General features: G+C 43.3%; 20 protein-coding genes. 5 read left to right on the top strand and 15 right to left on the bottom strand.

The genetic code is table 11. The annotated features are described in order from the left end of the window. From HMPREF3057_RS09570 to HMPREF3057_RS09580, 3 genes are all read right to left on the bottom strand, one after another. A partial coding sequence (locus tag HMPREF3057_RS09570) for an antigen I/II family LPXTG-anchored adhesin (RefSeq protein WP_142350363.1) occupies window positions 1-2,616 on the bottom strand: 2,616 nt, incomplete at its 3' end. 164 nt (window positions 2,617-2,780) lie between these two features. Then, window positions 2,781-3,980: a phosphoglycerate kinase gene (gene pgk, locus HMPREF3057_RS09575; RefSeq protein WP_070697419.1), complete on the bottom strand. Its 1,200-nt coding sequence runs from the start codon at window positions 3,978-3,980 to the stop codon at window positions 2,781-2,783. Window positions 3,981-4,209: 229 nt separating this feature from the next. After that, a complete protein-coding gene (locus HMPREF3057_RS09580) occupies window positions 4,210-8,934 on the bottom strand; it encodes an endo-beta-N-acetylglucosaminidase (protein WP_070697420.1) in 4,725 nt (1,574 codons plus the stop codon). 332 nt (window positions 8,935-9,266) lie between these two features. Between HMPREF3057_RS09580 and HMPREF3057_RS09585 the strand changes: the two genes are divergently transcribed. Further along, window positions 9,267-10,898 (top strand): Na/Pi cotransporter family protein, encoded by a 1,632-nt coding sequence (locus HMPREF3057_RS09585; RefSeq protein ID WP_000026664.1) that lies wholly within the window; start codon window positions 9,267-9,269, stop codon window positions 10,896-10,898. Between the two features lie 94 nt (window positions 10,899-10,992). Here HMPREF3057_RS09585 and HMPREF3057_RS09590 read toward each other — a convergent pair whose 3' ends face one another. Both HMPREF3057_RS09590 and pepA read right to left on the bottom strand, forming a co-directional pair. Then, entirely contained in the window at window positions 10,993-11,289 is a 297-nt protein-coding gene (locus tag HMPREF3057_RS09590; protein ID WP_000840148.1) for a bacteriocin immunity family protein, read from the bottom strand. 20 nt (window positions 11,290-11,309) lie between these two features. Then, window positions 11,310-12,374: a glutamyl aminopeptidase gene (gene pepA / locus HMPREF3057_RS09595; protein WP_049478828.1), complete on the bottom strand. Its 1,065-nt coding sequence runs from the start codon at window positions 12,372-12,374 to the stop codon at window positions 11,310-11,312. 233 nt (window positions 12,375-12,607) lie between these two features. On the opposite strand from pepA, the gene HMPREF3057_RS09600 reads away from it, so the two are divergent. The 4 genes from HMPREF3057_RS09600 to HMPREF3057_RS09615 all read left to right on the top strand — a co-directional run bounded on the left by HMPREF3057_RS09600 (window position 12,608) and on the right by HMPREF3057_RS09615 (window position 16,333). After that, window positions 12,608-13,567 (top strand): ABC transporter permease, encoded by a 960-nt coding sequence (locus HMPREF3057_RS09600; RefSeq protein WP_049478827.1) that lies wholly within the window; start codon window positions 12,608-12,610, stop codon window positions 13,565-13,567. Next, the gene (locus HMPREF3057_RS09605; protein ID WP_070697422.1) at window positions 13,557-14,513 is read left to right on the top strand and encodes an iron chelate uptake ABC transporter family permease subunit; all 957 of its coding nucleotides are present in this window, start codon (window positions 13,557-13,559) and stop codon (window positions 14,511-14,513) included. Before HMPREF3057_RS09600 ends, HMPREF3057_RS09605 begins: the two co-directional genes overlap by 11 nt. Then, window positions 14,510-15,262 (top strand): iron ABC transporter ATP-binding protein, encoded by a 753-nt coding sequence (locus HMPREF3057_RS09610; protein ID WP_070697425.1) that lies wholly within the window; start codon window positions 14,510-14,512, stop codon window positions 15,260-15,262. The genes HMPREF3057_RS09605 and HMPREF3057_RS09610 overlap by 4 nt, the downstream gene beginning before the upstream one ends. A gap of 99 nt (window positions 15,263-15,361) precedes the next feature. Then, window positions 15,362-16,333, top strand: coding sequence for a siderophore ABC transporter substrate-binding protein (locus HMPREF3057_RS09615; RefSeq protein WP_049484341.1), 972 nt, complete (start codon window positions 15,362-15,364; stop codon window positions 16,331-16,333). 31 nt (window positions 16,334-16,364) lie between these two features. On the opposite strand, the gene yidD is transcribed toward HMPREF3057_RS09615, so the two are convergent. From yidD to HMPREF3057_RS09665, 10 genes are all read right to left on the bottom strand, one after another. Next, a complete protein-coding gene (gene yidD / locus HMPREF3057_RS09620; protein ID WP_000821627.1) occupies window positions 16,365-16,607 on the bottom strand; it encodes a membrane protein insertion efficiency factor YidD in 243 nt (80 codons plus the stop codon). Further along, window positions 16,607-17,329 carry a pseudouridine synthase gene (locus HMPREF3057_RS09625; protein WP_001222211.1) on the bottom strand — a complete coding sequence of 241 codons (723 nt, stop codon included), beginning with the start codon at window positions 17,327-17,329 and terminating at the stop codon, window positions 16,607-16,609. Before HMPREF3057_RS09625 ends, yidD begins: the two co-directional genes overlap by 1 nt. Next, entirely contained in the window at window positions 17,316-17,885 is a 570-nt protein-coding gene (gene scpB, locus HMPREF3057_RS09630) for an SMC-Scp complex subunit ScpB (protein ID WP_000105288.1), read from the bottom strand. The genes HMPREF3057_RS09625 and scpB overlap by 14 nt, the downstream gene beginning before the upstream one ends. A gap of 18 nt (window positions 17,886-17,903) precedes the next feature. Next, a complete protein-coding gene (locus HMPREF3057_RS09635) occupies window positions 17,904-18,632 on the bottom strand; it encodes a segregation/condensation protein A (RefSeq protein ID WP_049484339.1) in 729 nt (242 codons plus the stop codon). Continuing rightward, window positions 18,632-19,366: a site-specific tyrosine recombinase XerD gene (gene xerD / locus HMPREF3057_RS09640; protein WP_306806727.1), complete on the bottom strand. Its 735-nt coding sequence runs from the start codon at window positions 19,364-19,366 to the stop codon at window positions 18,632-18,634. The genes HMPREF3057_RS09635 and xerD overlap by 1 nt, the downstream gene beginning before the upstream one ends. Further along, window positions 19,363-19,824, bottom strand: coding sequence for a cyclic-di-AMP-binding protein CbpB (cbpB, locus tag HMPREF3057_RS09645; RefSeq protein WP_000560697.1), 462 nt, complete (start codon window positions 19,822-19,824; stop codon window positions 19,363-19,365). Before cbpB ends, xerD begins: the two co-directional genes overlap by 4 nt. Next, window positions 19,821-20,342 carry a metallophosphoesterase gene (locus tag HMPREF3057_RS09650; RefSeq protein WP_001118944.1) on the bottom strand — a complete coding sequence of 174 codons (522 nt, stop codon included), beginning with the start codon at window positions 20,340-20,342 and terminating at the stop codon, window positions 19,821-19,823. Before HMPREF3057_RS09650 ends, cbpB begins: the two co-directional genes overlap by 4 nt. Beyond that, entirely contained in the window at window positions 20,318-21,328 is a 1,011-nt protein-coding gene (locus HMPREF3057_RS09655) for a nucleoside-triphosphate diphosphatase (protein ID WP_373878922.1), read from the bottom strand. The genes HMPREF3057_RS09650 and HMPREF3057_RS09655 overlap by 25 nt, the downstream gene beginning before the upstream one ends. Further along, the gene (racE, locus tag HMPREF3057_RS09660) at window positions 21,286-22,080 is read right to left on the bottom strand and encodes a glutamate racemase (RefSeq protein WP_057489219.1); all 795 of its coding nucleotides are present in this window, start codon (window positions 22,078-22,080) and stop codon (window positions 21,286-21,288) included. Before racE ends, HMPREF3057_RS09655 begins: the two co-directional genes overlap by 43 nt. A gap of 205 nt (window positions 22,081-22,285) precedes the next feature. After that, complete coding sequence (locus HMPREF3057_RS09665; RefSeq protein ID WP_000364980.1) at window positions 22,286-22,531, bottom strand: YneF family protein; 246 nt, start codon at window positions 22,529-22,531, stop codon at window positions 22,286-22,288. Between the last annotated feature and the right edge of the window lie 295 nt (window positions 22,532-22,826).

Below are 22,826 nucleotides of genomic sequence, written 5' to 3' on the forward strand. Positions count from 1 at the left end.
AGTTTTTACCGGTGGAGTTGGCTCATTTTCGTAGTTTGGTACTACTGGAGCTGGTTCCAGTGGTTTCTCTACTTCATAAGTAGGAGCTTGTGGTGCAGTTGGTTCTACTGGCGGAGTTGGTTTTTCTAATGTGATGGTTGGCAAATTAGTTGCTCGAACATTTCCGTTAATCGCAAACCAAATATTTGGCTTTTTGGGAGATAATTTCTCTGCTCTACGTGGATCATTCGCTGCAGGCTGTCCCAACACTTCTGAAGACGAAATTGTTCCGATAGTCATACTATTTGAAGGACCTGAGATTTCCACTGCTCCCGCACCATACCAAGAGTTTGGTGCATCTGCATTATCCCAACCAGAATCTGGTTGACTATTCTTATACATGGTGAAGCGGGAACCACCAACTCCTTTTTTGAAGTTTTCAGATTCTGTCGCATAAATTTGGCCGTTCTTTTCACCAACTGAAGAACCCGAAATTTTGATGAAATTCCCAGTATAATCTTTAGCCATCTCGATTGAGTTTGCTTCGCGGTTAAGAGACGCTACAGACATCAAGGCCTTGTCAAAATTAATAATTTGACCATCTTCATCATAGAATTGAAACTCAGTCTTAACGAAGAGAGAGGTAGCATCTTCTGTATTACCAGTATAAGCCGAAGCGAAAACCCCCATCGTTGGGTCTTTAAAAATTCCCAACCAAGCCTTATCATTGCGGAACTTGGAACTAGGATCAAGAGTATAAGTATAGACGATTTTAGAAACTTTTTTCCCTTGATAGTAAGTCCCCTGAAGATTCGTATAAGTTGCTGTTGCAGACTGACCTCGTTTCAGCAGGACTGAAGACCATTCAGTTGGTCCCTTACCACTTGTTACATTTGAATTGTACTCAGAATACTTACCGACTGTACCAAAGCTTTCCTGTTTGTTTGTCTGGTAGTTAGCATTTTGAATGTCTGTTACTTTAAAGTTATCCAACTGGAAGAGTTTATTGGCAAATTCTGCAGTATTCTTCACAGCTGCTTCCATGCCAGTATAGCTAACAAATTCACCAGTTGTAGTCAATGAAAGTTCAGCATTAGGCTCCGATTTGAAAATCAAACTTTGAGCACTTGGGCGACTCAAGTTTCCATCTTCATTCTTCTTTGATTCTGCTAAAGCCATAGCTGCCTTAATTTTAGCCTGCTCATCTTTATAAGCCTGCAACTTAGCCGGATACTCAGCCAACTCTTTCTTATATTTGGCAAGATCAGCTTCATATTTAGCTAATTTTGCTTCATAGTCAGTTTTAGCCGCGGCATTCCGTTGCTTGATTTCTTCGTTTTCAGCTTGGAGCGCTGCATTTTTAGCTGTGTTTTCTTCAACAGCCTTCTCATAAGCTGCTTTAGCATCAGCATTTGCCTTTTGAACACGAGCTAGTTCTGTCTGATAAGCCGCTAACTTAGTTTGGTAGTCTGTTTCGTTAGCTGCATTCGCTTGTTTGACTGCTGCCAAGTCTTTTTCGTATTGTGCTATTTTAGCCTCATAAGTTGCCTTGGCTGTTTCATTTCGTTGTTTAATAGCTTCATTTTCAGCTTGGATAGCATTGTTTTTAGCTGTGTTTTCTTCAACAGCCTTTTCATAGGCTATTTTTGCATCAGAATTAGCCTTTTGAACACGTGCCAATTCTGTTTGATAAGCTGCTAATTTAGCTTGATAATCAGCATCATTATCCTCTTTAGCTTTCTTAATAGCTGCAAGGTCTGCTTCATACTGCTTCATCGCTGCTTCATAATTCGCTTTTGCAGTTTCATTACGCTGTTTAATCGCTTCATTTTCAGCTTTAAGCGCTTCGTTTTTAGCTGTATTTTCTTTTACTGCTTTATCATAAGCCTCTTTAGCTTCAGCATTAGCTTTTTGTACTCGAGCTAATTCTGTCTGGTAAGCTGAAAGTTTATTTTGATAATCCTGTTGACTATCTTCATTTGCTTTTTTGACAGTTGCTAAATCTTTTTGATATTGTGCTAGCTTAGCCTCATATTCTGCTTTAGCTGTTGCATTAGCAGTGTTGATTTTTTCAACTTCTTCTTGATGACTTTTTAGATCTTTTTGGTACTTGTCATCCGCTGCTTTGTTTTCAGCATTGATTTTATCTGTTTCAGCCTGATGAGCTGCGACTTCTTTTTTATATGCTTCAGTTGTTGTCTTTACTTCTTCAGCCTGTTTAGCATAGTCGCTTTTAATCTCATCTTGTTTTTGAGCATTCTCTGTAGCAGTTGTGGCTGTTCCTTTGTCTTTTGTTTCATCTTGAACTACCTTAACTCCTGCAGATTTTGCATCAGCAACTGCTTTATCCAAATCAGCTGATGATACTTCTACTGGCAAAGCTGAGTCTTTAGAACCAGCCTTAGCTTGGCTTGCTTTGGCAACTTGGCTCATTTCACCCTGAGCTTCAGGTAGATTTGTGGCTGGGTTCCCTGTAGTAGCTACCTCAACTGTACTTGTACTAGTTGTCTCTGTAACTTCATCAGCAAATACTGCTTTGTCTGCAAAAGCAATCAAAGCAGTTCCTAAAACAGCACCACACAACGTTTTCGCAACTTTGCTTTTACGAAATCCATAGACTTCTTTTTTATTTTTCATTATAATCCTTTTCCTTATCTAAATTTAGTCGTTACTTTTTATACTAGCACTTTACAAGGCAGGATGCAAATATTTACTCTTTTTTTATTTATAGAAAAATTCCACCTATTTATAAATTAAATTAAAAAGAAGATGGTCACACCATCTTCCTTTAGTTAAACTATTTATTTTTCAGTCAAAGCTGCAAGTCCTGGCAATACTTTACCTTCAAGGAGTTCCATTGATGCTCCACCACCAGTAGAGATCCATGAGAACTTGTCTGCACGGCCAAGGTTGATGGCTGCGGCAGCTGAGTCACCACCACCGATGATTGATTTCACACCTGGTTGTTTCACGATAGCATCCATGACACCGATTGTTCCAGCTTGGAAGTCAGGGTTTTCAAATACACCCATAGGTCCGTTCCATACAACTGTTTTGGCACCAGTCAAAGCTTCGTCAAATTTAGCGATAGATTTTGGACCGATATCCAAACCAAGGAAACCTGGATCAACTGCTTCACCTTCAGTGTCTTTCACTTCAGTGTAGTCAGCAAATGCGTTTGCTTCTTTTGAGTCAACTGGCAAGATCAATTTGCCGTTTGCTTTTTCAAGAAGAGCTTTCGCAACATCCAATTTGTCTTCTTCTACAAGTGAGTTACCGATTTCGATACCTTGAGCTTTGTAGAATGTGTAAGTCATCCCACCACCGATAAGAACTTTATCAGCTTTTTCAAGCAAGTTTTCGATGACACCGATCTTGTCAGATACTTTTGAACCACCAAGGATCGCTACGAATGGACGTTCTGGAGCTTCAACAGCTTCTTGGATGTAGGCAATTTCGTTTTCAAGAAGGAAACCAGCAACTGCTTTTTCAACGTTTGCTGAGATACCAACGTTAGATGCGTGTGCACGGTGAGCTGTACCGAATGCATCGTTTACGAAGATGCCATCTCCAAGTGATGCCCAGTATTTACCAAGTTCAGGATCGTTTTGAGATTCTTTCTTGCCATCAACATCTTCGAAACGAGTGTTTTCAACCAAGAGAACTTGTCCATCTTCAAGAGCGTTAACAGCGGCTTCCAATTCAGCACCACGTGTAACACCTGGGATAAATTTAACTTCTTGTCCCAATTTAGCAGCCAAGTCAGCAGCTACAGGAGCAAGTGATTTACCTTCTTTGTCTGCTTCTTCTTTTACACGTCCAAGGTGAGAGAAGAGGATTGCACGTCCACCTTGTTCAAGGATGTACTTGATAGTTGGAAGAGCTGCAGTGATACGGTTGTCATTGGTAATCACGCCATCTTTAACAGGTACGTTGAAGTCAACACGAACGAGAACTTTTTTCCCTTTCAAGTCAACGTCTTTAACAGTCAATTTTGCCATTAGATATGACTCCTTCTTTTTTTATACGTGTTAATTATATCACAAAATCCGCAAAAGAGATAGAAAAACCCTAAACTTTTCTTGTTCATTCTTGCAACTGAAACTACTTTTTTTAAAATTAAAACTAGAAAGACCTCATAAAATAAGTAATTAAAACAAGGCCTGACTAATCTATAGTCAAACCTTGTTTTTTAGTTTTTATGAGAAAATCCAAGATTCGTAAATCTGATTAGTCTTCTCTCCTCTTTTTAGAGAGCAAGCCGTAGCCACTCATTAGTCCGAGAAGTCCCAGCGCTACTAGGCTAGCATCTCTTGTCGCTCCCGTATTTGGAAGCTCTCTGCTTGTTTCTTCAACTTTTGCTGGTGTTGCTGAGAGCGCTTGATCCCTTGTTTGTGAGACTTGCTCTTCTTTCGTTCCAACTTCAACAATTTCTGGAAGGGCTTCCTTGAGAACCTCAGTAGAATGAAGGGTGCGTTTGCCCTGACCATCAACTTCTACAAAGCGACGAACTTGGCCTTCAACTCCTGCTTGAACTAGCTGGCGTTGTCCTTTGAGAAGGGCTGCATTTGGTCGTTCCTGACGTTCGAAGGAAACTGTCCCCTCTTCAATTTCCAGTTTCGGAGTTTCTAGAACTAAATCTTTCACACCTTCAGCTGGTTGGTTGCTTGATAGAACTTTTGTTCCAACTTCGGTGATTTCTGGGATTGCTTCCTTGACTACCTCAGTCGAACGAAGAGTGCGTTTGCCTTGGGTATCTACTGCTACAAAGTGGCGAACTTGGCCTTCAACTCCAGCTTGCACAACACGGCGTTGTCCTTTGAGAAGGGCTGCGTTTGGTCGCTCCTGACGTTCAAAGGCTGTTGTTTCAGTTTCAATAACTAGTTCAGGGAGGGCCTCAACCGTTGGGGCCACTTCATTTGGATCCACGCTTCCAACATGATGACTTTCTTCTGCAGGAGCTAGTTTCTTATTTAGCTTTTCTTTCATTTCCGCAAAAGCTTGTGGAGTTGGCATTTCTGAAGCCAACAAGGTTTCTGCTTGGGCAATCAACTCAGCTTTAGGATCTTTTTCACGAAGGGATTCGAGCAAACCTTCCAATTCTTCTCTAGCAGTCTGATAACGTTGATTTCCATCCAAGGCTGTCCCTGCTTGTTTCAACTCATTCAAAGCCCGATTGACTTCTTCTTGGCTAGCATTATGGTTTTCTGCTACAGCTTTCGCTGCATTGAGCTTCTCTACTAGTGCTGCTTGTTTGTCCTCGCTTGAGAAGGTGTAGCCAAGGGTTGACTGGCGACCTTGGGCAGCAGTGATTTCTTGTTTGAGGTACTCATCGTTGACAGCTGCTTTTGGAGAAACCAAGACATCGAACTCAGCAGTGTGTCCCTTGTAATGCAAGGTCAAGGTTTGTCGTCCAGTCTTCTGAGCATCATAGCCCGTGATTTCAACACCTTGGTCCGTAAAGGCATGACTTTCTTCCGTCTCATCATCATAGAGAACACCGAAGCGACCTTCTGCAAGATCCAGTTGCTCTCCTACTAGATAGTCTGTTTTCGGTTTCTGAGTAATGTACAAGCCTGCTACTTCTTTCGGCTTCCCTTCATCTTGACCAGTCACTTGTACCTTCAAGGCACCAGTAACTGGAAGTCCAAGGTAGCTGACTGTGAGCTTTTGTTCCCCTTTTTGATGAGCGTTGTAGCCAGATACTGTCACACCTGAGTGAGTAAGGTTGATCAGCTCATCGGCTTGTCCCCCTTCGTATTGAACACGGAGAGTCCCACCTCTAAGGTCAAGTTTTTCTCCCTCTTTGTAAACTATCTTCTTAGGTCCTTTTTCAAGGCTAACTGCAGCAATTTTTCTCTCATCCTGCGGAATTGCTACTGCCAAGGTGTTACTGATTTCTTTGCCAGGTAGTTGGGTACGATAGTAGAGGAGAGTTGGTTGCTTGTCAAAGCCCAATGGTGCTGTTGCCAAGTCGCCTCCAGTTTCAGACTTCAAGGTTGCAATTGGTGTTTGTGAATCTGCCTTGTCGTAAACGGTGATAGTTGCACCCGCTGGAACATCAGAGAAACCAAGTTGAACTTGATGGTTTCCAAGTGAACGAGCAGCTACCTTAGCCATTGGAATATTTTGACTTTCTGTGTCCAAGGTTTCGTACATCTTCCAGTTGTAGATACGAATGGCTTTCCAAGGTGTTCCGTTATCAGATGTAATGACATGCAAACGCCAGTCTTGGGCGGTGATTGGTTTATCAAGAGTGATATCCGTCACGTGCGCTTTATTGCCACGGACTTCCTTAGCTAGTTTCCACTCGCCATCTGTATCCTTGTAATAAAGATCAAAGTCCTTGGTATTCATCAGACCATCGTTAACAGACTCACCACCAGCTCCCGCATGATCCATTACCCATCTGACAACACGACGTGGTTGGGTCAAACGAATATCGACACTACCGCTCAATTGTCCTGAAGACCACTTGTCTGACAAACTTGTAATCGTACCGTTCAACATGCCTTCAATACCTTCTCCACCTTCAGTATTTGGGAAAGTACTACCGATAACCTTTGCCCCTGGAACAATATTTTCAGCTAAAGGTCTTGGGAGAGTCGTATCCTGAACTGTCATGCCCCAGTTAAAGGATGCCGTCGCAGCTTCGGAACGGAGGCCATTTTTACCAACTGCAACGACTTTCAGTTCCTGAGTCGTACCAGTCGCATTAGCAGAGCGACTAACTTTTGGCAAGTAGATAGTGGAAGCAGATGATCCTGTCAACAAACGCCAGTTATCACCGTCTTTTTCGTAGACTTCATAGAAATCTGCATCTTGGTTACCAGCAAATTGGACCACTGCTTCAGCTTCTTGGGCATTCTTAAGAGATTGCTTCACCACAGAGAGACCTGTAGGTGCTTGTGGCGCTTGGTGATTGTCTGAAATGGTTAATTGACCTAGGTTAAACTGATAATCTTTTACAGCCCCTTCATGTTCGAAGAAGAGTTTGACTGCATAGATGGTTTTACCTGCTAGTGAGCTAAGGTCAAATTCTTCATTCTTCCAGTCATCAGAGAGAGTTAGTTCTTTCCATGCGGCTGCATCCTCAAATTTGTAGTCTGGTGTTGTAGAGAAAGCCATATAAACTTTAGAGCCTTTTCCTCCCTTGTGGGCAACACGAAGTTTGGTTTTCTCAGTTACTTCTAGCTTGGTAGAATACAAATTCACATCCTGGTCCGTCTTACCAGCTACATCACCTGAGAATTTAAGAGAGTTTCCACCATTGTAGGCATCTGTAAAGTCATATTCTGCACGAAGTTTTTCCCCCGTTGAAGTCTGCCACCAGCGCCATGTTGGTAAGACACCAGAAACAGAACGGTAGTTCCACTCAGAATCCTTAGAAACTTTGCCGTCTACAAACCATTTTCTACCATGACCTGTATTAAAGGAGGTCGTGAAGGTTCGGCCAACTGCTGGTGTGCGGTCAGCAACTAAATTGGCAATTCCATACCACTCTTTGTCAGCTGGTTTTTGAGCCGTTGGATCTCCTTGGTAACCTGTGAAGAAGATATCTTCATTCTTGTGGTAATCTTCGCCTGTTTTTCCTAGACTGGTAATCGTATCTGGTGCAAAAAGTCCAAGTGACAAACGCAACTTGCCTTTTTCATCTAAGAGGGCATCCCATTTGACTTTGGTCTTATAAGAGCCACCTTGTTGCAATTCCAAGCCTGCAAAGACATCATACTGGCTACGTTCTAGCCATTTTGCCATCTCTACGGAGTGGTCATTCTTTTCCTTGTTCCAGTTGAAATTGGCAAAGAATTGATCCGCAGGAACCTTGTCGCCTTCTTTTTGCATGAACTGGTAGTTGTAATCACCTAGACCATCTTCGTGGTAACGACCGTATTTGTAGGTCATGGCATCGTACCAAGCATACTTGATCGGGTGGTTGACTTTGGCTGCGTATTCTTTTGTATAGAGCATGAATTGGCGCATTTTTTCACCAAGAGGTGCTACCAATTCCCCCGTTGTTTCCTGATTGATGAAATAGCCATCAAAGCCATAGTATTTAGCGAGATCAACGAGTTTGCGTGCAATTGGGAAGGTGCCATCTGCGTCTTGTTTCAAGGCAGCTGCAAATTTCTCTTGGTCGGCAATGCTATTTGACCAGTTGAAAAAGAGGGTTCCATAAACGGGAACTCCGTTGCGGTGGCCTGCATCAATGACATCTGGAGTTGGAACTAGACCTTCCCAGAAGACCATTGAATCCAAGTATTGCCAGTAGTCAAAAGCATAGGCCTTGAATTCTTCTCCACCAACAGAAGCGTGGTCTTTGGCCTTTGAGTTGGTATTTGCCAGCGCCTGAACCTTGGCTCTTCTGCTTGCTTTTTCGTTAACCAACTGGCCTCTATGGCGCTTGGCGAGTTCAACTGATGAACGGTTAATGGGATCATCCTCACGCGCACCCGGTTCCCATTTCAACAAATCCTCCCAGGTATCAAATTTGATTTCTTTTGGTCGGAGACTCTTTTCTTCATTTTTAGGAACGTCTGCTAGAGTCGGTTTGTCGGCTTTCTTCTCAGCTACTTGAGGAGTTTCCTCTGGTTTAACTTCTTCTTTTTCAGTTGGTTGAGCAGGTTTTTCAGTTTTATCTGTCGGAGTTGGCTTTGCTTCTTCTTTTTCATTAACCAGATCCGTTATTGCTGGAGTGTTTTCTGAAATTGGTTGCTCAGCTACTTTGTTCTCTGTTTCCTCTAATTGTTTTTCAAGGGCTGCAGTATCTGGATTAGTTGTTTCACTAGCGCTTGTAGCTTGGGCGCTCGTATTTGCAGCTGTTTCAGGGACTGCGACTTGTTCGGCAAGAGCTGGGCTCGCAAATAGAGCTGAACCAATCATCAAGGAACAAGCCCCGATTGACAGCTTACGAATACTGTAACGGCAACGTTTTTCAAAAAATAGATCTTTCATCTTATCCTCCTAATAAAATATAAAGTAAGCGCTTTACTTTTTGATAAAAAGTAACTGTTCTCAGTGCACACCACCAGAACAGGATCATCTTCATTTTATACTATATGAAAGCGATGTCAATCTATTTAACATAAAAACTATAACTAGGATAATAATCAGTAAAATTTGGACACAATCCTATAAATCATCTATCTTAAAGGGAATCTATCTCTCATTTTAAAAGAAAGTTCTTGTTTCTTATGAAAATTTCAGCTAAACACTTGTGAGATTTACTTTTATCCTTTAAAATAGAATAGGAGAAATTCCGTTATTATTTTTCGGAGGAAAAAGAAATGTCCATTAATTGGCAGGAAATTTTATTTCACTTTTTAGGAGGTCTAGGACTGTTTTTATACAGTATTAAGACCATGGGAGACGGTTTGCAACAAGCTGCTGGAGATCGCCTTCGTTTTTACATTGACAAATACACCAGCAATCCCTTTTTAGGTGTTCTAGTCGGGATTGTCGTGACTGCCCTCATTCAGTCAAGTACAGGGGTTACAGTTATCACGGTTGGGCTGGTCAGCGCTAGTCTTCTCACTCTTAGACAGGCTATCGGAATTATCATGGGGGCCAACATCGGAACCACTGTTACTTCCTTTATCATCGGTTTCAAACTAGGCGAGTATGCTTTACCTCTGATTTTCCTTGGAACCATGTTCCTCTTCTTTACAAAAAACAGAACAGCAAACAATATCGGGCGCATCCTGTTTGGTGTCGGGGGAATCTTCTACGCCCTTAACCTCATCAGTGCCGGTATGAGTCCGCTTAAAGATTTACCACAATTCAAGGAGTATATGGTCACCTTGGGACAAAATCCTATTTTAGGAGTGGTAGCTGGTGCAGTGATTACCGTCCTCATCCAGGCTTCCTCGGCTACAATCGGGATTTTGCAAGGCCTCTATGCAGGTGGGTTCCTTGACCTTAAAGGTTCACTACCAGTTCTCTTCGGGGATAATATCGGGACAACCTTAACAGTTATCATTGCGGCAGCTGGAGCCAATGTCTCTGCGAAACGCGTTGCGGCAACCCACGTTACCTTTAACGTTTTAGGAACTATTCTTTGCTTAATCCTATTAGGCCCCTTTACTGCTATGATCGAGTACTTCCAGGCACTCCTTCACCTCTCACCTGAGATGACCATCGCCTTCTCTCACGGTGCCTTTAACGTAAGTAACACCATTGTACAATTTCCATTCATCGGAGCCTTGGCCTACTTTGTAACCAAGCTCATCCCTGGTGAAGACGAGGTTGTCAAGTACGAGCCCCTCTATCTCGACGAGCAACTTATCCAGCAATCTCCTTCTATCGCTCTAGGAAATGCCAAAAAAGAACTCTTGCACTTGGGGAACTATGCAGCCAAAGCTTTTGACCTTTCTTATACCTATATCATCGGTTTGGATGAAAAGGTAGCTGAAAAAGGGCACAAGACAGAGGAAGCCATCAATACCATCGATGAAAAACTCACTCGTTACCTCATCAGACTCTCAAGCGAATCCTTGAGTCAAAAGGAAAGCGAAGTCTTGACCAACATCCTAGATTCATCTCGTGATTTGGAACGGATTGGGGACCACGCAGAAGGCTTGCTCAACCTAACAGACTACCTTCAACGTAAGAATGTTCAATTTTCTGATGCTGCTTTAGAGGAATTAGCTGAGATTTATCAAGCAACAACTACATTCATCAAGGATGCCCTTGATAGTGTGGAAAACAATGATATTGAAAAAGCTCAAAGTCTGATTGAACGCCATAAAGAAATCAACAATATGGAACGCGTTCTCAGAAAGACCCATATCAAACGCCTTAACAAAGGTGAATGTTCTACACAAGCTGGAGTCAACTTTATCGACATTATTTCCCATTACACTCGTGTATCTGATCACGCCATGAACCTTGCTGAAAAGGTCATCGCTGAACAAATTTAATTGGTAAGAAGCCACCTTAATTTAGGTGGTTTTTTTCGTCTCTTAATCAAGAATATTTTTTCTAACGTAAAAAATGCTTTGATTCACAATGGAATCAAAGCATTTTAAAGAGTTCACCAAACATAATAGCAGAAACTGCAGTGCCCCTGTACTTGGCTTCTTCTCTTTTGATAAAGCGAGCCAAGTTGATCAATTCAGGTGCTGGGTGTTTGGGATTGGTGAGCAATTCACGGGTGACCAGTCCTGAGAGACGGACTGCTAGTAATTGCTCATTTGTAGTGGGTAGTTTTTTAGCAGTCTCTAGGAGAGCAGCAACTAAATCTTCACTCAAACCCTGACGAGCATGGTTGTAGAGATCTCTTATAAGGCTTTCTAGGTTTGGTTCTGCCATCCTGATCACCTCCCTTATGCTTAATAATGTTTAATCAAATCAACCGTTGAACGATCCAATTTTTTCACCAAGGCTTGCAAGAAAGCTTGTGCTTCTAGGAAGTCATCCATAGCGTAGAGGGTTTGGTGAGAATGGATATAACGAGCACAAACACCGATAGTTGTAGATGGGACACCACCATTTTTCAGATGAGCTGCTCCAGCGTCCGTTCCACCTTTTCCACAGTAGTATTGGTACTTGATACCTGCTTCTTCAGCCGTTGTCAAAAGGAAATCTTTCATGCCTGGGAGGAGCAAGTGACCTGGATCGTAGAAGCGAATCAAGGTTCCGTCCCCAATCTTACCTTGGCCACCATAAACATCACCAGCAGGTGAACAGTCAACTGCCAGAAAGACTTCTGGGTCAAACTTGGTTGTGGAAGTATGAGCACCACGCAGACCAACCTCTTCTTGGACGTTAGAGCCAAGATAGAGTTCATTTCCCAGTTTTTGACCTGATAAAGCTTCAGCTAGCTCGCTTACCATGAGGACACCGTAGCGATTATCCCAAGCTTTTGAGATGATATTTTTTTCATTGGCTGTTAAGATCGCTGAGCTATCTGGCACGATGGTGTCACCCGGACGGATACCAAAACTTTCTGCCTCAGCCTTGTCCGCAAACCCACCATCAAAAACGATATCGGCAATGGCTGGCATGGTTGGTCCACCCTTTCCACGAGTCAAATGTGGAGGAACAGATCCTGAGATCACAGGAATTTCACGACCGTCACGCGTAAAAAGTTTAAAGCGTTGACTGCTAACCACCATAGGGTTCCAGCCACCGATTTCAACCACACGGAAAGTACCGTCTGGCTTAATCTCGCTGACCATAAAACCAACTTCATCCATGTGAGAAGCGACCAAGACACGCGGTGCATCCGTAGCTTCTGAATGCTTGATACCGAAAATACCACCTAAGCCATCTGTCACTACTTCATCCACATGTGGTGTTAACTTCTCACGAAGATAAGTCCGGACAGGCGCTTCGTGGCCTGAGATCGCAGCAAGCTCTGTTACTTCTTTGATTTTTGAAAATAATGTTGTCATATCAGTTCCTTCTTTCTGTCCTCCATTTTACCACTTTTTATAGGAGAAGGATAGTGGGAAGGTGGATTGGTTTTTACTCAGTTTTCCAATAAAAGAGAAGGGCAGATGTAATTTCAGGAATTTTTCTTCCTTTTTACATTAAATTGTCAGAAAATTTATTGACAGATTAAAAAAATCGTGTTACATTATCTCCAAGGGTATTTTTATACCAAATCTACATGAAAGGACGGGGCATGAAACTCTCTCATATTTTAACAGGCTTACTTCTACTCCTAGTCTTTCTCTCCATTACCATTGGAACCAGTGATTTTTCTTGGGAAAAATTCTTTGCTTTTGACCAACAGACTTGGCTTCTCTTTCAAGAGTCGCGTCTTCCAAGAACCATCAGTATTCTCCTTGCAGCCTCTAGCATGAGCATGGCAGGACTCCTCATGCAGACCATTACTCAAAATCAATTTGCTGCTCCGAGTACAGTCGGAACGACAGAAGCTGCCAAACTGGGAATGGTGTTAAGCCTCTTTGTCTTTCCGTCTGCGAGTCTGACCCAAAAGATGATCTTTGCTTTTGGCTCTTCCATCTTATTTACTCTCTTCTTCCTAGCCTTTATGACTATTTTTTCTGTAAAGGAAAGGTGGATGTTGCCCTTAATCGGGATCATCTATAGTGGAATTATCGGTTCTATCACAGAAGTTATCGCCTATCGTTTCAATCTGGTTCAGAGTATGACGGCTTGGACCCAGGGTTCCTTCTCCATGATTCAGACCCATCAGTATGAGTGGCTCTTCTTAGGCCTCATTATCCTGATAGCCGTTTGGAAATTATCCCAAACCTTTACCATCATGAATCTGGGTAAGGAAACCAGTGAGAGTTTGGGAATTTCTTACTCCCTACTTGAAAAGCTGGCCCTATTTCTAGTGGCGCTAACGACAAGTGTCACCATGATTACCGTGGGTGCCTTGCCATTTCTCGGGGTCATCGTTCCCAATCTTGTCCGCAAGCGCTATGGAGATAATCTGAGCCAAACTAAACTCATGGTCGCTCTGGTCGGAGCCAATATGGTTCTGGCCTGCGACATCCTCTCTCGAGTCTTGATTCGGCCCTATGAGCTGTCTGTCAGTCTCCTACTAGGAATCATCGGTAGCCTCGTCTTTATCCTACTTCTCTGGAGAGGGGGACAAAAAGATGCAGTTTAAAAGCAAACATACCAAGCTCTTCTGCCTTCTCATTATTCTGGCCATTGGAGCTTGTCTTCTCTACTTTTGGCCCATCACCCATCTATCTTCCTTTGCCTGGAAGCTACGTTCCCAAAAAATCATCGTTTATCTCTTGGTAGCCATCGCGACAGGGATTTCGACCATTAGTTTTCAAACCCTGACGGAAAATCGATTTCTGACGCCAAGTATTTTGGGAATCGAAGCCTTCTATGTCTTGCTACAGACCCTGCTACTGATATTTGAAAGCAAATTTCTACAGCTTGGAAAGTCTCCTATCTTAGAATTTCTAGTCTTGCTTCTGCTTCAATCCCTCTTCTTTCTCGCCTTACAAGGTTACTTGAAGACGCTGATGAAGCAAAATTTGGTCTTCATCCTACTAATCTGCCTAGCCCTGGGAAGTCTCTTTCGAAATATCAGTACCTTCCTCCAAGTTCTGATGGATCCAAATGAATACGATAAACTGCAGAACAGTCTCTTTGCCTCCTTTCAGCATCTCAACACTTCCATCCTAGCCATCGGTTCTCTGATCATCCTCGCTTTGACAATCTTTTTCTTTCGCAAAGCAGTCGTTCTGGATGTCTTGCACCTGCAAAGAGAAACGGCTCAGATACTGGGACTAGATGTTGAAAAAGAACAGAGAGAACTCCTCTGGGGCATCGTGCTCTTGACCTCAACAGCCACTGCCTTGGTAGGGCCTATGGCCTTCTTTGGCTTTATGCTGGCCAATCTCACTTACCTGATTGTCAAAGATTATCGACACAAGTTGCTCTTTATCGTAGCCATTCTAATTGGATTTATTAGCTTAACCTTGGGGCAAGCCCTCATCGAACGAGTCTTTGCGCTGGAAATTCGCATCAGCATGATCATCGAGAGTGTGGGTGGTCTCTTATTCTTTATCTTACTATACAGGAGGGCCCGTCGGTGAAACTGGAAAACATTGACAAATCCATTCAAAAACAGGATATTTTGCAAGACATTTTCCTTGAAGTCAGTCCTCAGACACTGACAGCCTTCATTGGTCCAAATGGTGCTGGAAAATCAACTCTTCTCTCCATCATGAGCAGACTGACCAAGAAAGATCAGGGAATCCTCAGTATCAAAGGGCGTGAAATCGAGAGTTGGAATTCGCAAGAACTAGCCAAAGAGCTCACCATCCTAAAGCAGAAGATCAATTACCAAGCCAAATTGACCGTTGAAGAACTAGTCAGCTTTGGACGTTTTCCCTACAGCCGTGGTCGACTGAAGGCAGAAGACTGGGAAAAAATCCGAGAAACCCTGGACTACCTGGAACTGACAAGCTTAAAAGACCGCTACATCGATAGTCTGTCTGGTGGACAGTTGCAACGTGTCTTTATCGCTATGGTACTGGCCCAGGATACAGACTTTATCTTGCTAGACGAACCGCTCAATAATCTCGATATCAAGCAAAGTGTCAGCATGATGCAGATCCTTCGGCGACTGGTGGAGGAACTTGGCAAAACCATTATCATCGTCCTCCACGATATCAACATGGCTAGCCAATATGCGGATGAAATTGTTGCCTTCAAGGACGGTCAAGTCTTTTGCAAGGGAACGACTGCTCAAATCATGCAGGCTGACTTGCTCAGTCAACTCTATGAGATTCCTATCACGCTAGCTGATATCAATGGTAAAAAGATCTGTATCTATAGCTAGTAACTCAGAAACTCATGTTAGAGAATTCTCTGTCTCTTAGCTAATAAGCCTATCTAAGAGACTCCCTACATCGTTATCACATTTTAAAAAGGAGAAATCATGAAAACATCCCTTAAACTTTATCTCACTGCCCTAGTGACCAGCTTCTTGCTCCTACTTGGTGCATGTAGTACAAATACAAACTCAAGCACTAGCCAGACAGAGACAAGTAGCTCTGCTCCAACAGAGGTAACCATTAAAAGTTCACTAGATGAGGTCAAACTTTCAAAGGTTCCTGAAAAGATTGTGACCTTTGACCTCGGTGCTGCGGATACTATTCGCGCTTTAGGTTTTGAAAAGAATATCGTCGGAATGCCTACAAAAACTGTTCCGACTTACCTAAAAGATCTTGCAGGAAATGTCAACAATGTGGGTTCCATGGTTGAGCCAGACCTAGAAGCCATTGCTGCTCTTGAGCCGGATTTGATTATCGCTTCTCCACGTACCCAAAAATTCGTAGACAAGTTCAAAGAAATCGCGCCAACCGTTCTCTTCCAAGTAAGTAAGGACGACTACTGGGCTTCTACCAAGACCAACATCGAATCCCTAGCAAGCGCCTTTGGCGAAACTGGTACACAGAAAGCCAAAGAAGAATTAGCCAACCTAGACAAGAGCATTCAGGAAGTCGCTACTAAAAACGAAAGTTCTGACAAAAAAGCCCTTGCGATTCTCCTCAATGAAGGAAAAATGGCTGCCTTTGGTGCCCAATCTCGTTTCTCTTTCTTGTACCAAACCTTGAAATTCAAGCCAACTGACACTCAATTTGAAGACTCTCGCCACGGACAGGAAGTCAGCTTTGAAAGTGTCAAAGAAATCAATCCTGACATCCTATTTGTCATCAACCGTACCCTTGCCATCGGCGGGGACAACTCAAGCAACGACGGCGTCCTAGAAAATGCCCTCATCGCTGAAACTCCTGCTGCGAAAAATGATAAAATTATCCAACTAACACCAGACCTCTGGTATCTAAGCGGAGGCGGTCTTGAATCAACCAAACTCATGATTGAAGACGCACAAAAAGCTTTGAAATAAACAAGAAAACCCAACATCAGGTGATGTTGGGTTATTTTTTTTCTTGATTTCGTCTGAGGGAAAAGTGATCTGGGACGGGGTCCTTACCTGTTTTCGACCAGGGGTGGCAACGTAAAATCCGAGCCAAGCCCATCAGAACACCCTTGAAGCCATGTTTTTCAATAGCCTGAATCATGTAGTTGGAACAAGTCGGCTCAAAGCGACAAGAGGGGGGAAAGGCTGGGGAGATAAAACGTTGGTAAAAGCGTACTGGCGCTATTAAGATGCGTTTCATTATTTCTTGGTTACAGCCATAGTGTGTAGTTGGCTGATTTCTTTTTTATTAAGGCGACGGGATTCTCCTGGACGAAGACCTGTCAAGTCTAAGTGTCCAAAACGTGTCCGAGACAACTTATCCACTTGAAGACCGACAGCTTCAAACATCTTTTTAACCTGATGATTACGTCCCTCATGGATAGTCAACTGCACTACTGAGCGATTTTTGACTGGATCCACTTTGAGAATTTCGTAAACAGCTGGCTTGGTTTTCTTGCCATCAATCTCAAGACCGCGGGTCAAGGGGCGGAGATTGTCCTTATTAGCCACACCTTTAACACGCGCGACATAGACCTTATCAATCTCATTACGGGGGTGAATCATCTCATCCGTAAAATCACCATCATTGGTCAAAATCAAAACCCCTGACGTATCCCAGTCCAAACGTCCCACAGGGTAGATGCGCTCCTTGACATTGGGCAAGAGGTCGACAACAGTCTTGCGGCCCTTGTCATCTGTCACACTGGAAATCACTCCACGTGGTTTGTTAAGCAGATAGTAGACCTTTTCTTCGTTGTAGATAGGTTGTCCTTCAACTTCAACCTTATCGCCAGCTTTGATAGTGGTTGCTAGTTCACGCACCACTTGGCCGTTGACCGTCACCAAGCCTTGTTTGATCAGCTCTTCTGCTTTTCTCCTACTGGCCACACCTGCGTGGGCAATATATTTATTGATTCTCATCTTCTTCTATCCTTTCACCAAATAATTGGCTTTCTTGGGCTTGAATCTCAAGCTCATCAATCACTGGCAGTTCTTCCAAATGGTTAATTCCCATGTAATCTAGGAAATAATCCGTAGTCACATAGAGGTTGGGGCGCCCCAACACTTCTTTTTTCCCATCTTCTCGTATCAAGTCAAAGGCCTGCAACTTTGCCAAGGCCCCACTCGAGTTAACCCCACGGATAGCATCAATTTCTATCCGCGTGATAGGCTGCTTGTAGGCAATGATGGACAAGGTTTCAAGAGCAGCCCGAGACAAACTTTGGTTGATGGGTGCCTTGGAGTATTCCTTCAAAATCGCTGCAAATTGAGGCTTGGTGACCAATCTGTATGCACCACCTGTCTCGATCAGGGACAAGCTCGACTCTTGGTCTTTTTCATACTTCTGGGCTAATTTTTCTAAACTCTGTTGGATGCCTGTCGGTGGAAGTGAGAGGAGTTCAGCCAACTGACGAACCCGAATCCCATCTTCACCTGCCACAAACAAGAGCGCTTCTATTTCTGCTAAAGTACTCATCTTTCCTCTCTATCAAGTCTAGCTTTGTGCCTCTTGATTTTCTTCCTTCTTTTCCATGAGATAGATATCTCCGAAACTCTCCTCTTGCACGAGGATCAGTTCCTGGGTTTTGATTAACTCTAAGGTCGCCAAAAAGAGGGTAATAACCTCTTGGACATTCTGGGCTTCCTTGAACAAATCCTGCAAGCGCAACTGGTCTCGTCCAGTCAAGGACTCTTTTACGATGACCATCATGTCCTCAATTTTATACTCATCTCGCAAGATAGTTGTATGATTCTGAGCAAATTCTTCTTTTTTCTTGGCTAGGATATTTGAAAAAGCCAAAAAAAGGTCAATGGTCGTCTTGTCATGTACGAGCTCTGCATCTTCGTAAATCAACTCTGTTGGCGCTTTGGAATAGTACCGGGCCCGATCTTGGTGCTTAGCCTCCAAGTGCTCACCCAAGAGTTTGAACTTGCGGTATTCTTCGATTTGAGAGAGAAGGTCCTGCTCCAGATCATCCTCCAAGTCTGTCACTTCTGCTACCTTTGGCAAGAGCTTGCGACTCTTGATCAGCATGAGCTGACTGGCCATGACCATATACTCGCCCGTCACTTCCAGACGCATGGCCTGCAGAGTTGAGACATAGGCTAGGTACTGTTCGATAACTTCTGTAATGGGCACATCGTAAATATCCATCTGGTACTTAGAAACCAGGTGCAAGAGTAAGTCCAGCGGCCCTTCAAAATCTTTTAATTTAATATCCATTATCTATATTTTTCTAAGGTCAGGACTGTTTTTAATCCTAGTTTTTTTGCAATTTCGTACAAATCGACCTTGTTTTCTATTTGTCTTAGAATGAACTGTTCCCGCAAGGCTTGAGCGGATAAGGTTGGGAAACCTTTCTCCTTGACAAAGGACTCCAGCTGACGAAAGGCCCACTGACGAGAGTAGGCTTTCCCTCCCCTTTCAAAGAGATAGGTCTGCCCCATCAAGGGTTCTAGCTCTGGAATCAAGGTCGTGGGAATGGTAACAATCCTCTGTTGGGAAGCCTTGTTAATTCGCAACACCTGAAAATCCAGATTGATATCTGCAACCTTAAGGGCTAAAATCTCACTTGGCAAAAGTCCCATTTCCAAAATAAGAAGCGCCAGCAAGCGTCCTTCTGAATAATTACTTTCCTGCCAAAAAGAGTCTAAGTTTAGAATCTCTGGTTTTTCAGTCTTCTTTTCAGCTTGCTTGGCTAATTCCAGACGGTAAAAACTGTCCACCTCCCCTTTTTGATAGAGAAAGTAGAGAAATTGGTTACAGGCCGAAAGTTTCCGTTTCTGGGCGCTGATTTTTAGATTGGCTAGTTGGGCTTGGTAAATCTTGAGACTAGTCTCAGAGATCCGCTCACCTACAATGTCTAAAAATTGCTCCAGATCATACTTATAAGATTGCTTTGAATTGGCAGACAAGCCCTGCTTTCCCTCTAAAAAGTCTGAAATCCTATCTCTCATTTGCATCGAATCTCATATTCCTTACTAAAGTCATGCAAAAGGGCATTGACGGCCTTGAGGATGGACTTGCGCGTGATGATTCCTTGGAAAATTCCTTCACCATCTACCACTGGCAAGAAGGGTTCATCCACCAGTTTATGGAGGACCTCTGTGATGTTATAGTCTGGAGCGACGACTGCCACATCTGTCTTGGTCATATTGACGATGTCTGTCGTTGCCATCTGCTCATCCGTCAAACCTTGCTCCATTTGATAAGCCAAAATGTCCCTCAGACCAATGGTTCCAACAAAGCGTTTGTCAAAGGTCACAACAGGGATACGGGTATAGGTGATTTGGCTCAGCACCAAAATTGCATGGTCAGCGTTATGGGTATCAATCAAGGCTGCTAGATTCTCAGCAGGGGTAAGAAAAGTCTCTTCCTGCTCCAATAAAAATGCTTCAAATTCCTTGGCAATCATCGAGCAAACTCCTTGGACAAGCCTGGATAAACCTCATGGTCACGTGTCAAAAAGTCTACTTTAAAATAGCTGTCATCAATCTCCACTCGAGCATAGAGACATTCTCTGATAGTCCCTCGTGGTTGGCTGATGGAGCCTGGATTTAGAAAAAGAGTCTTTCCTTCCATCCAAGCATTTGGCACATGCAAGTGACCATAGAGACAGATGTCCGCTTCTTCTTCCTGAGCCCAGTAGTCCAACTTTTGAAAGTTGAAATTGATGTCAAACAAGTGCCCATGAGTCTGGATGATCTTGGTCGGACCAAGTTGAGTCACCAAACGTTCTGGGTAGCCAGCATAAAAGTCCATATTGCCTTTGACGACATGGATGCCCTCCCAGAGTGGTGAATCAGGACGGAGTTCAGAGTCACCATCGTGAAAAATGGCATCGACTTTCCCCAGATAGCGGTCACGAATTTCTTCCACAATCAAGCTATCGCCATGGGAATCACTCATTACAATGATGGTTTGCTTTGCCATGATGGAAATACCTCCAAAAGTTTCTTAACGGCTAAGGCGCGGTGGGATTGGCTATTTTTTTCTTCAAGGGTTAGCTCTGCTGAGGATTTACCTGTCTCTCCTACAAGGAAGAGGGGATCATAGCCAAAGCCATTTTCGCCCTTGGGTTCAAAGTTAATGTAACCCGGCCAGTCAGCTTCGACAACCAAACTTTCCTTGTTTGGACTAGCTACAACTAGGGTTGTGTGGAACTGAGCCGAACGGTCCTTGAGATCAAAGACCATGGCCAATTCGTGCAAGAGTTTGGCATTGTTTTCTCGGTCAGTAGCTCCCACACCAGCGAATCGCGCTGACCAGACTCCTGGTAAACCGCCGAGGACATCGACTTTGAGACCAGAATCATCTGCCAAAACCATCTTGCCTGTTAATTGGGAAATGGTTTCTGCCTTGAGGCGGGCATTTTCTTCAAAGGTCATGCCTGTTTCAGCTACTTCAGGTAGATCAGGGTAATCATTGAGATTTTCCACATCGTAGCCTAACTTGTCAAAGATAGCTCGGAATTCCTTGGTCTTGCCTTCGTTACGAGTCGCAATGAGCAGAGTTTCTCTAACCTTGCTAGTTTCAAAGAAGGCTTCTACATCGACTCCTTCTTTAGGCAATTCAACATGCAAAAGCTTTCCATTTTCAACCAAGAGCAGAGCTCCCTGACGTTGGATGACTTCTAAGTTGCGACCTGCTTCGGCATTTAAAATCTCAACGATAAAGGAGAGCAGACGAAAGTTAGAAGACCAGCGCATCACCGTTATCGTAATCGGAAAGCCATTTTCCTCATCACGAAAAATCCGCGCCAAATCCATAAAATCAAGCTCGAGAGGATCTTTGATAAGGCTGTAGATGCCTCCATAGACATCCCAGACACCGACATACCAGTCCTGGTCATCCTTGTATTCATAAATTTTGTTTGTCATAATGTTACATGCTCCACATGAATCTCTTTCTCCAGCCATTCTTCCCCAATCTGAGCAAAACTTTGGCTATTGGCTGTTGTGTAAAAACGATGTTGAAGAGGCCCCGCATCTCGGCTACGATTGATTTCAAAATAATTGAGTAAGACGGAGATATCTCGTACACACTCAGCCCCACTATCGATGAGCTGAACCTTTGGTCCCATGACATTCTGGATGATAGGGCGAAGGAGCGGATAATGGGTACAACCCAGAATCAAGCTATCCACCTTGCCGACCAAGGGACGCAGGGTTTCATAAACCACTTTCTTGGTTACACTAGTTGATAAGGCACCAGATTCAACCAAGGGGGCAAACTTGGGACAGGCCAAACTTTCCACCTGTAAGTCTGGATCCAAATCATGGATTTTCTGACGGTAGATGTCTGATTGTACCGTCATGGGAGTTCCAATCACCCCGATTTTCCCACCTTGACTGGACTTGATGGCTGCCGAAGCTCCAGGCAAAATCACACCTAGAACAGGAATGTCTAGTTTCGCCTTGATTTCTTCCCAGACGACCGCAGTCGCAGTATTACAAGCAATGACAATCATTTTGACATCCTTGGTCAAGAGAAAGTTGACCAACTGCCAAGTATATTCACGAATTTGCTCAGCAGGACGGGGACCATAGGGCGCCCGTGCCGAATCTCCAATATAGACGATTTCTTCATGGGGAAGCTGGCGCATGAGCTCACGAACAACAGTCAAGCCCCCGACACCCGAATCCAAAAAACCAATTGGTCGATTATCCATACAGTCTTCTTTCTAGTCTTTTTTCTGATTGATAGTTCATCATGATTCCTTGTCCTGAAGGAACTAACCGACAGCTTGATAAAATGTCAACTGCCTCTCTTTTAATCATAATCAAATATCAATAGAATGCAAGGAAAAAGTCTTATCCTTGAGAACTATTGAACATAGTGAGAAGTCTGGAACTTTCATCCCAGACTTTTCCTATTTATTTCTTTTTATTGTTAGCAAGGGCTGCTTTTTGTTGGCGGATAATTTGGTGGTAAACTTGTTGTACCTTTGCTTCGCTTGGCTTTTGACCATTTGCGCTCAAAAGAGCACGAACTGCCTCAGCGTTCAAACGTGGGTTGTCCGCAAATTCTTTTTCGATTTGCTTACGAACCAAGTACATCCCTCCAAGAGCTCCTCCTAGAAAAGCTAGCACAATCAAGATAATTGCTAAAAGTAAATCCATTCTTTTTCTCCTGTTTCTTTTTGAGTCTTCTATATTATACCATAAAGTGACTTTCCTGACTAGTTTGTTTTACGCTTTCAAGAGGGGGTTAAGCCAATTCTAAGTTAGTCTTACAATCAGATTGAACTATGAAATTACGAATAATTCCACCCTTTCCTCACTTTCTTCTACTATTTTAAGAAAAAACAACAACAAATATGTCTCTTGCTAAAAAGCTATTGACAAATGCTAGATGACCAGTAGAATGGGAGGTGAATAGAAACAAAAATATAGGGATTTGTTTTACAAAATGTAA

This window comes from Streptococcus sp. HMSC072D05, assembly GCF_001815805.1.
In the GTDB taxonomy this organism is placed as follows: domain Bacteria; phylum Bacillota; class Bacilli; order Lactobacillales; family Streptococcaceae; genus Streptococcus.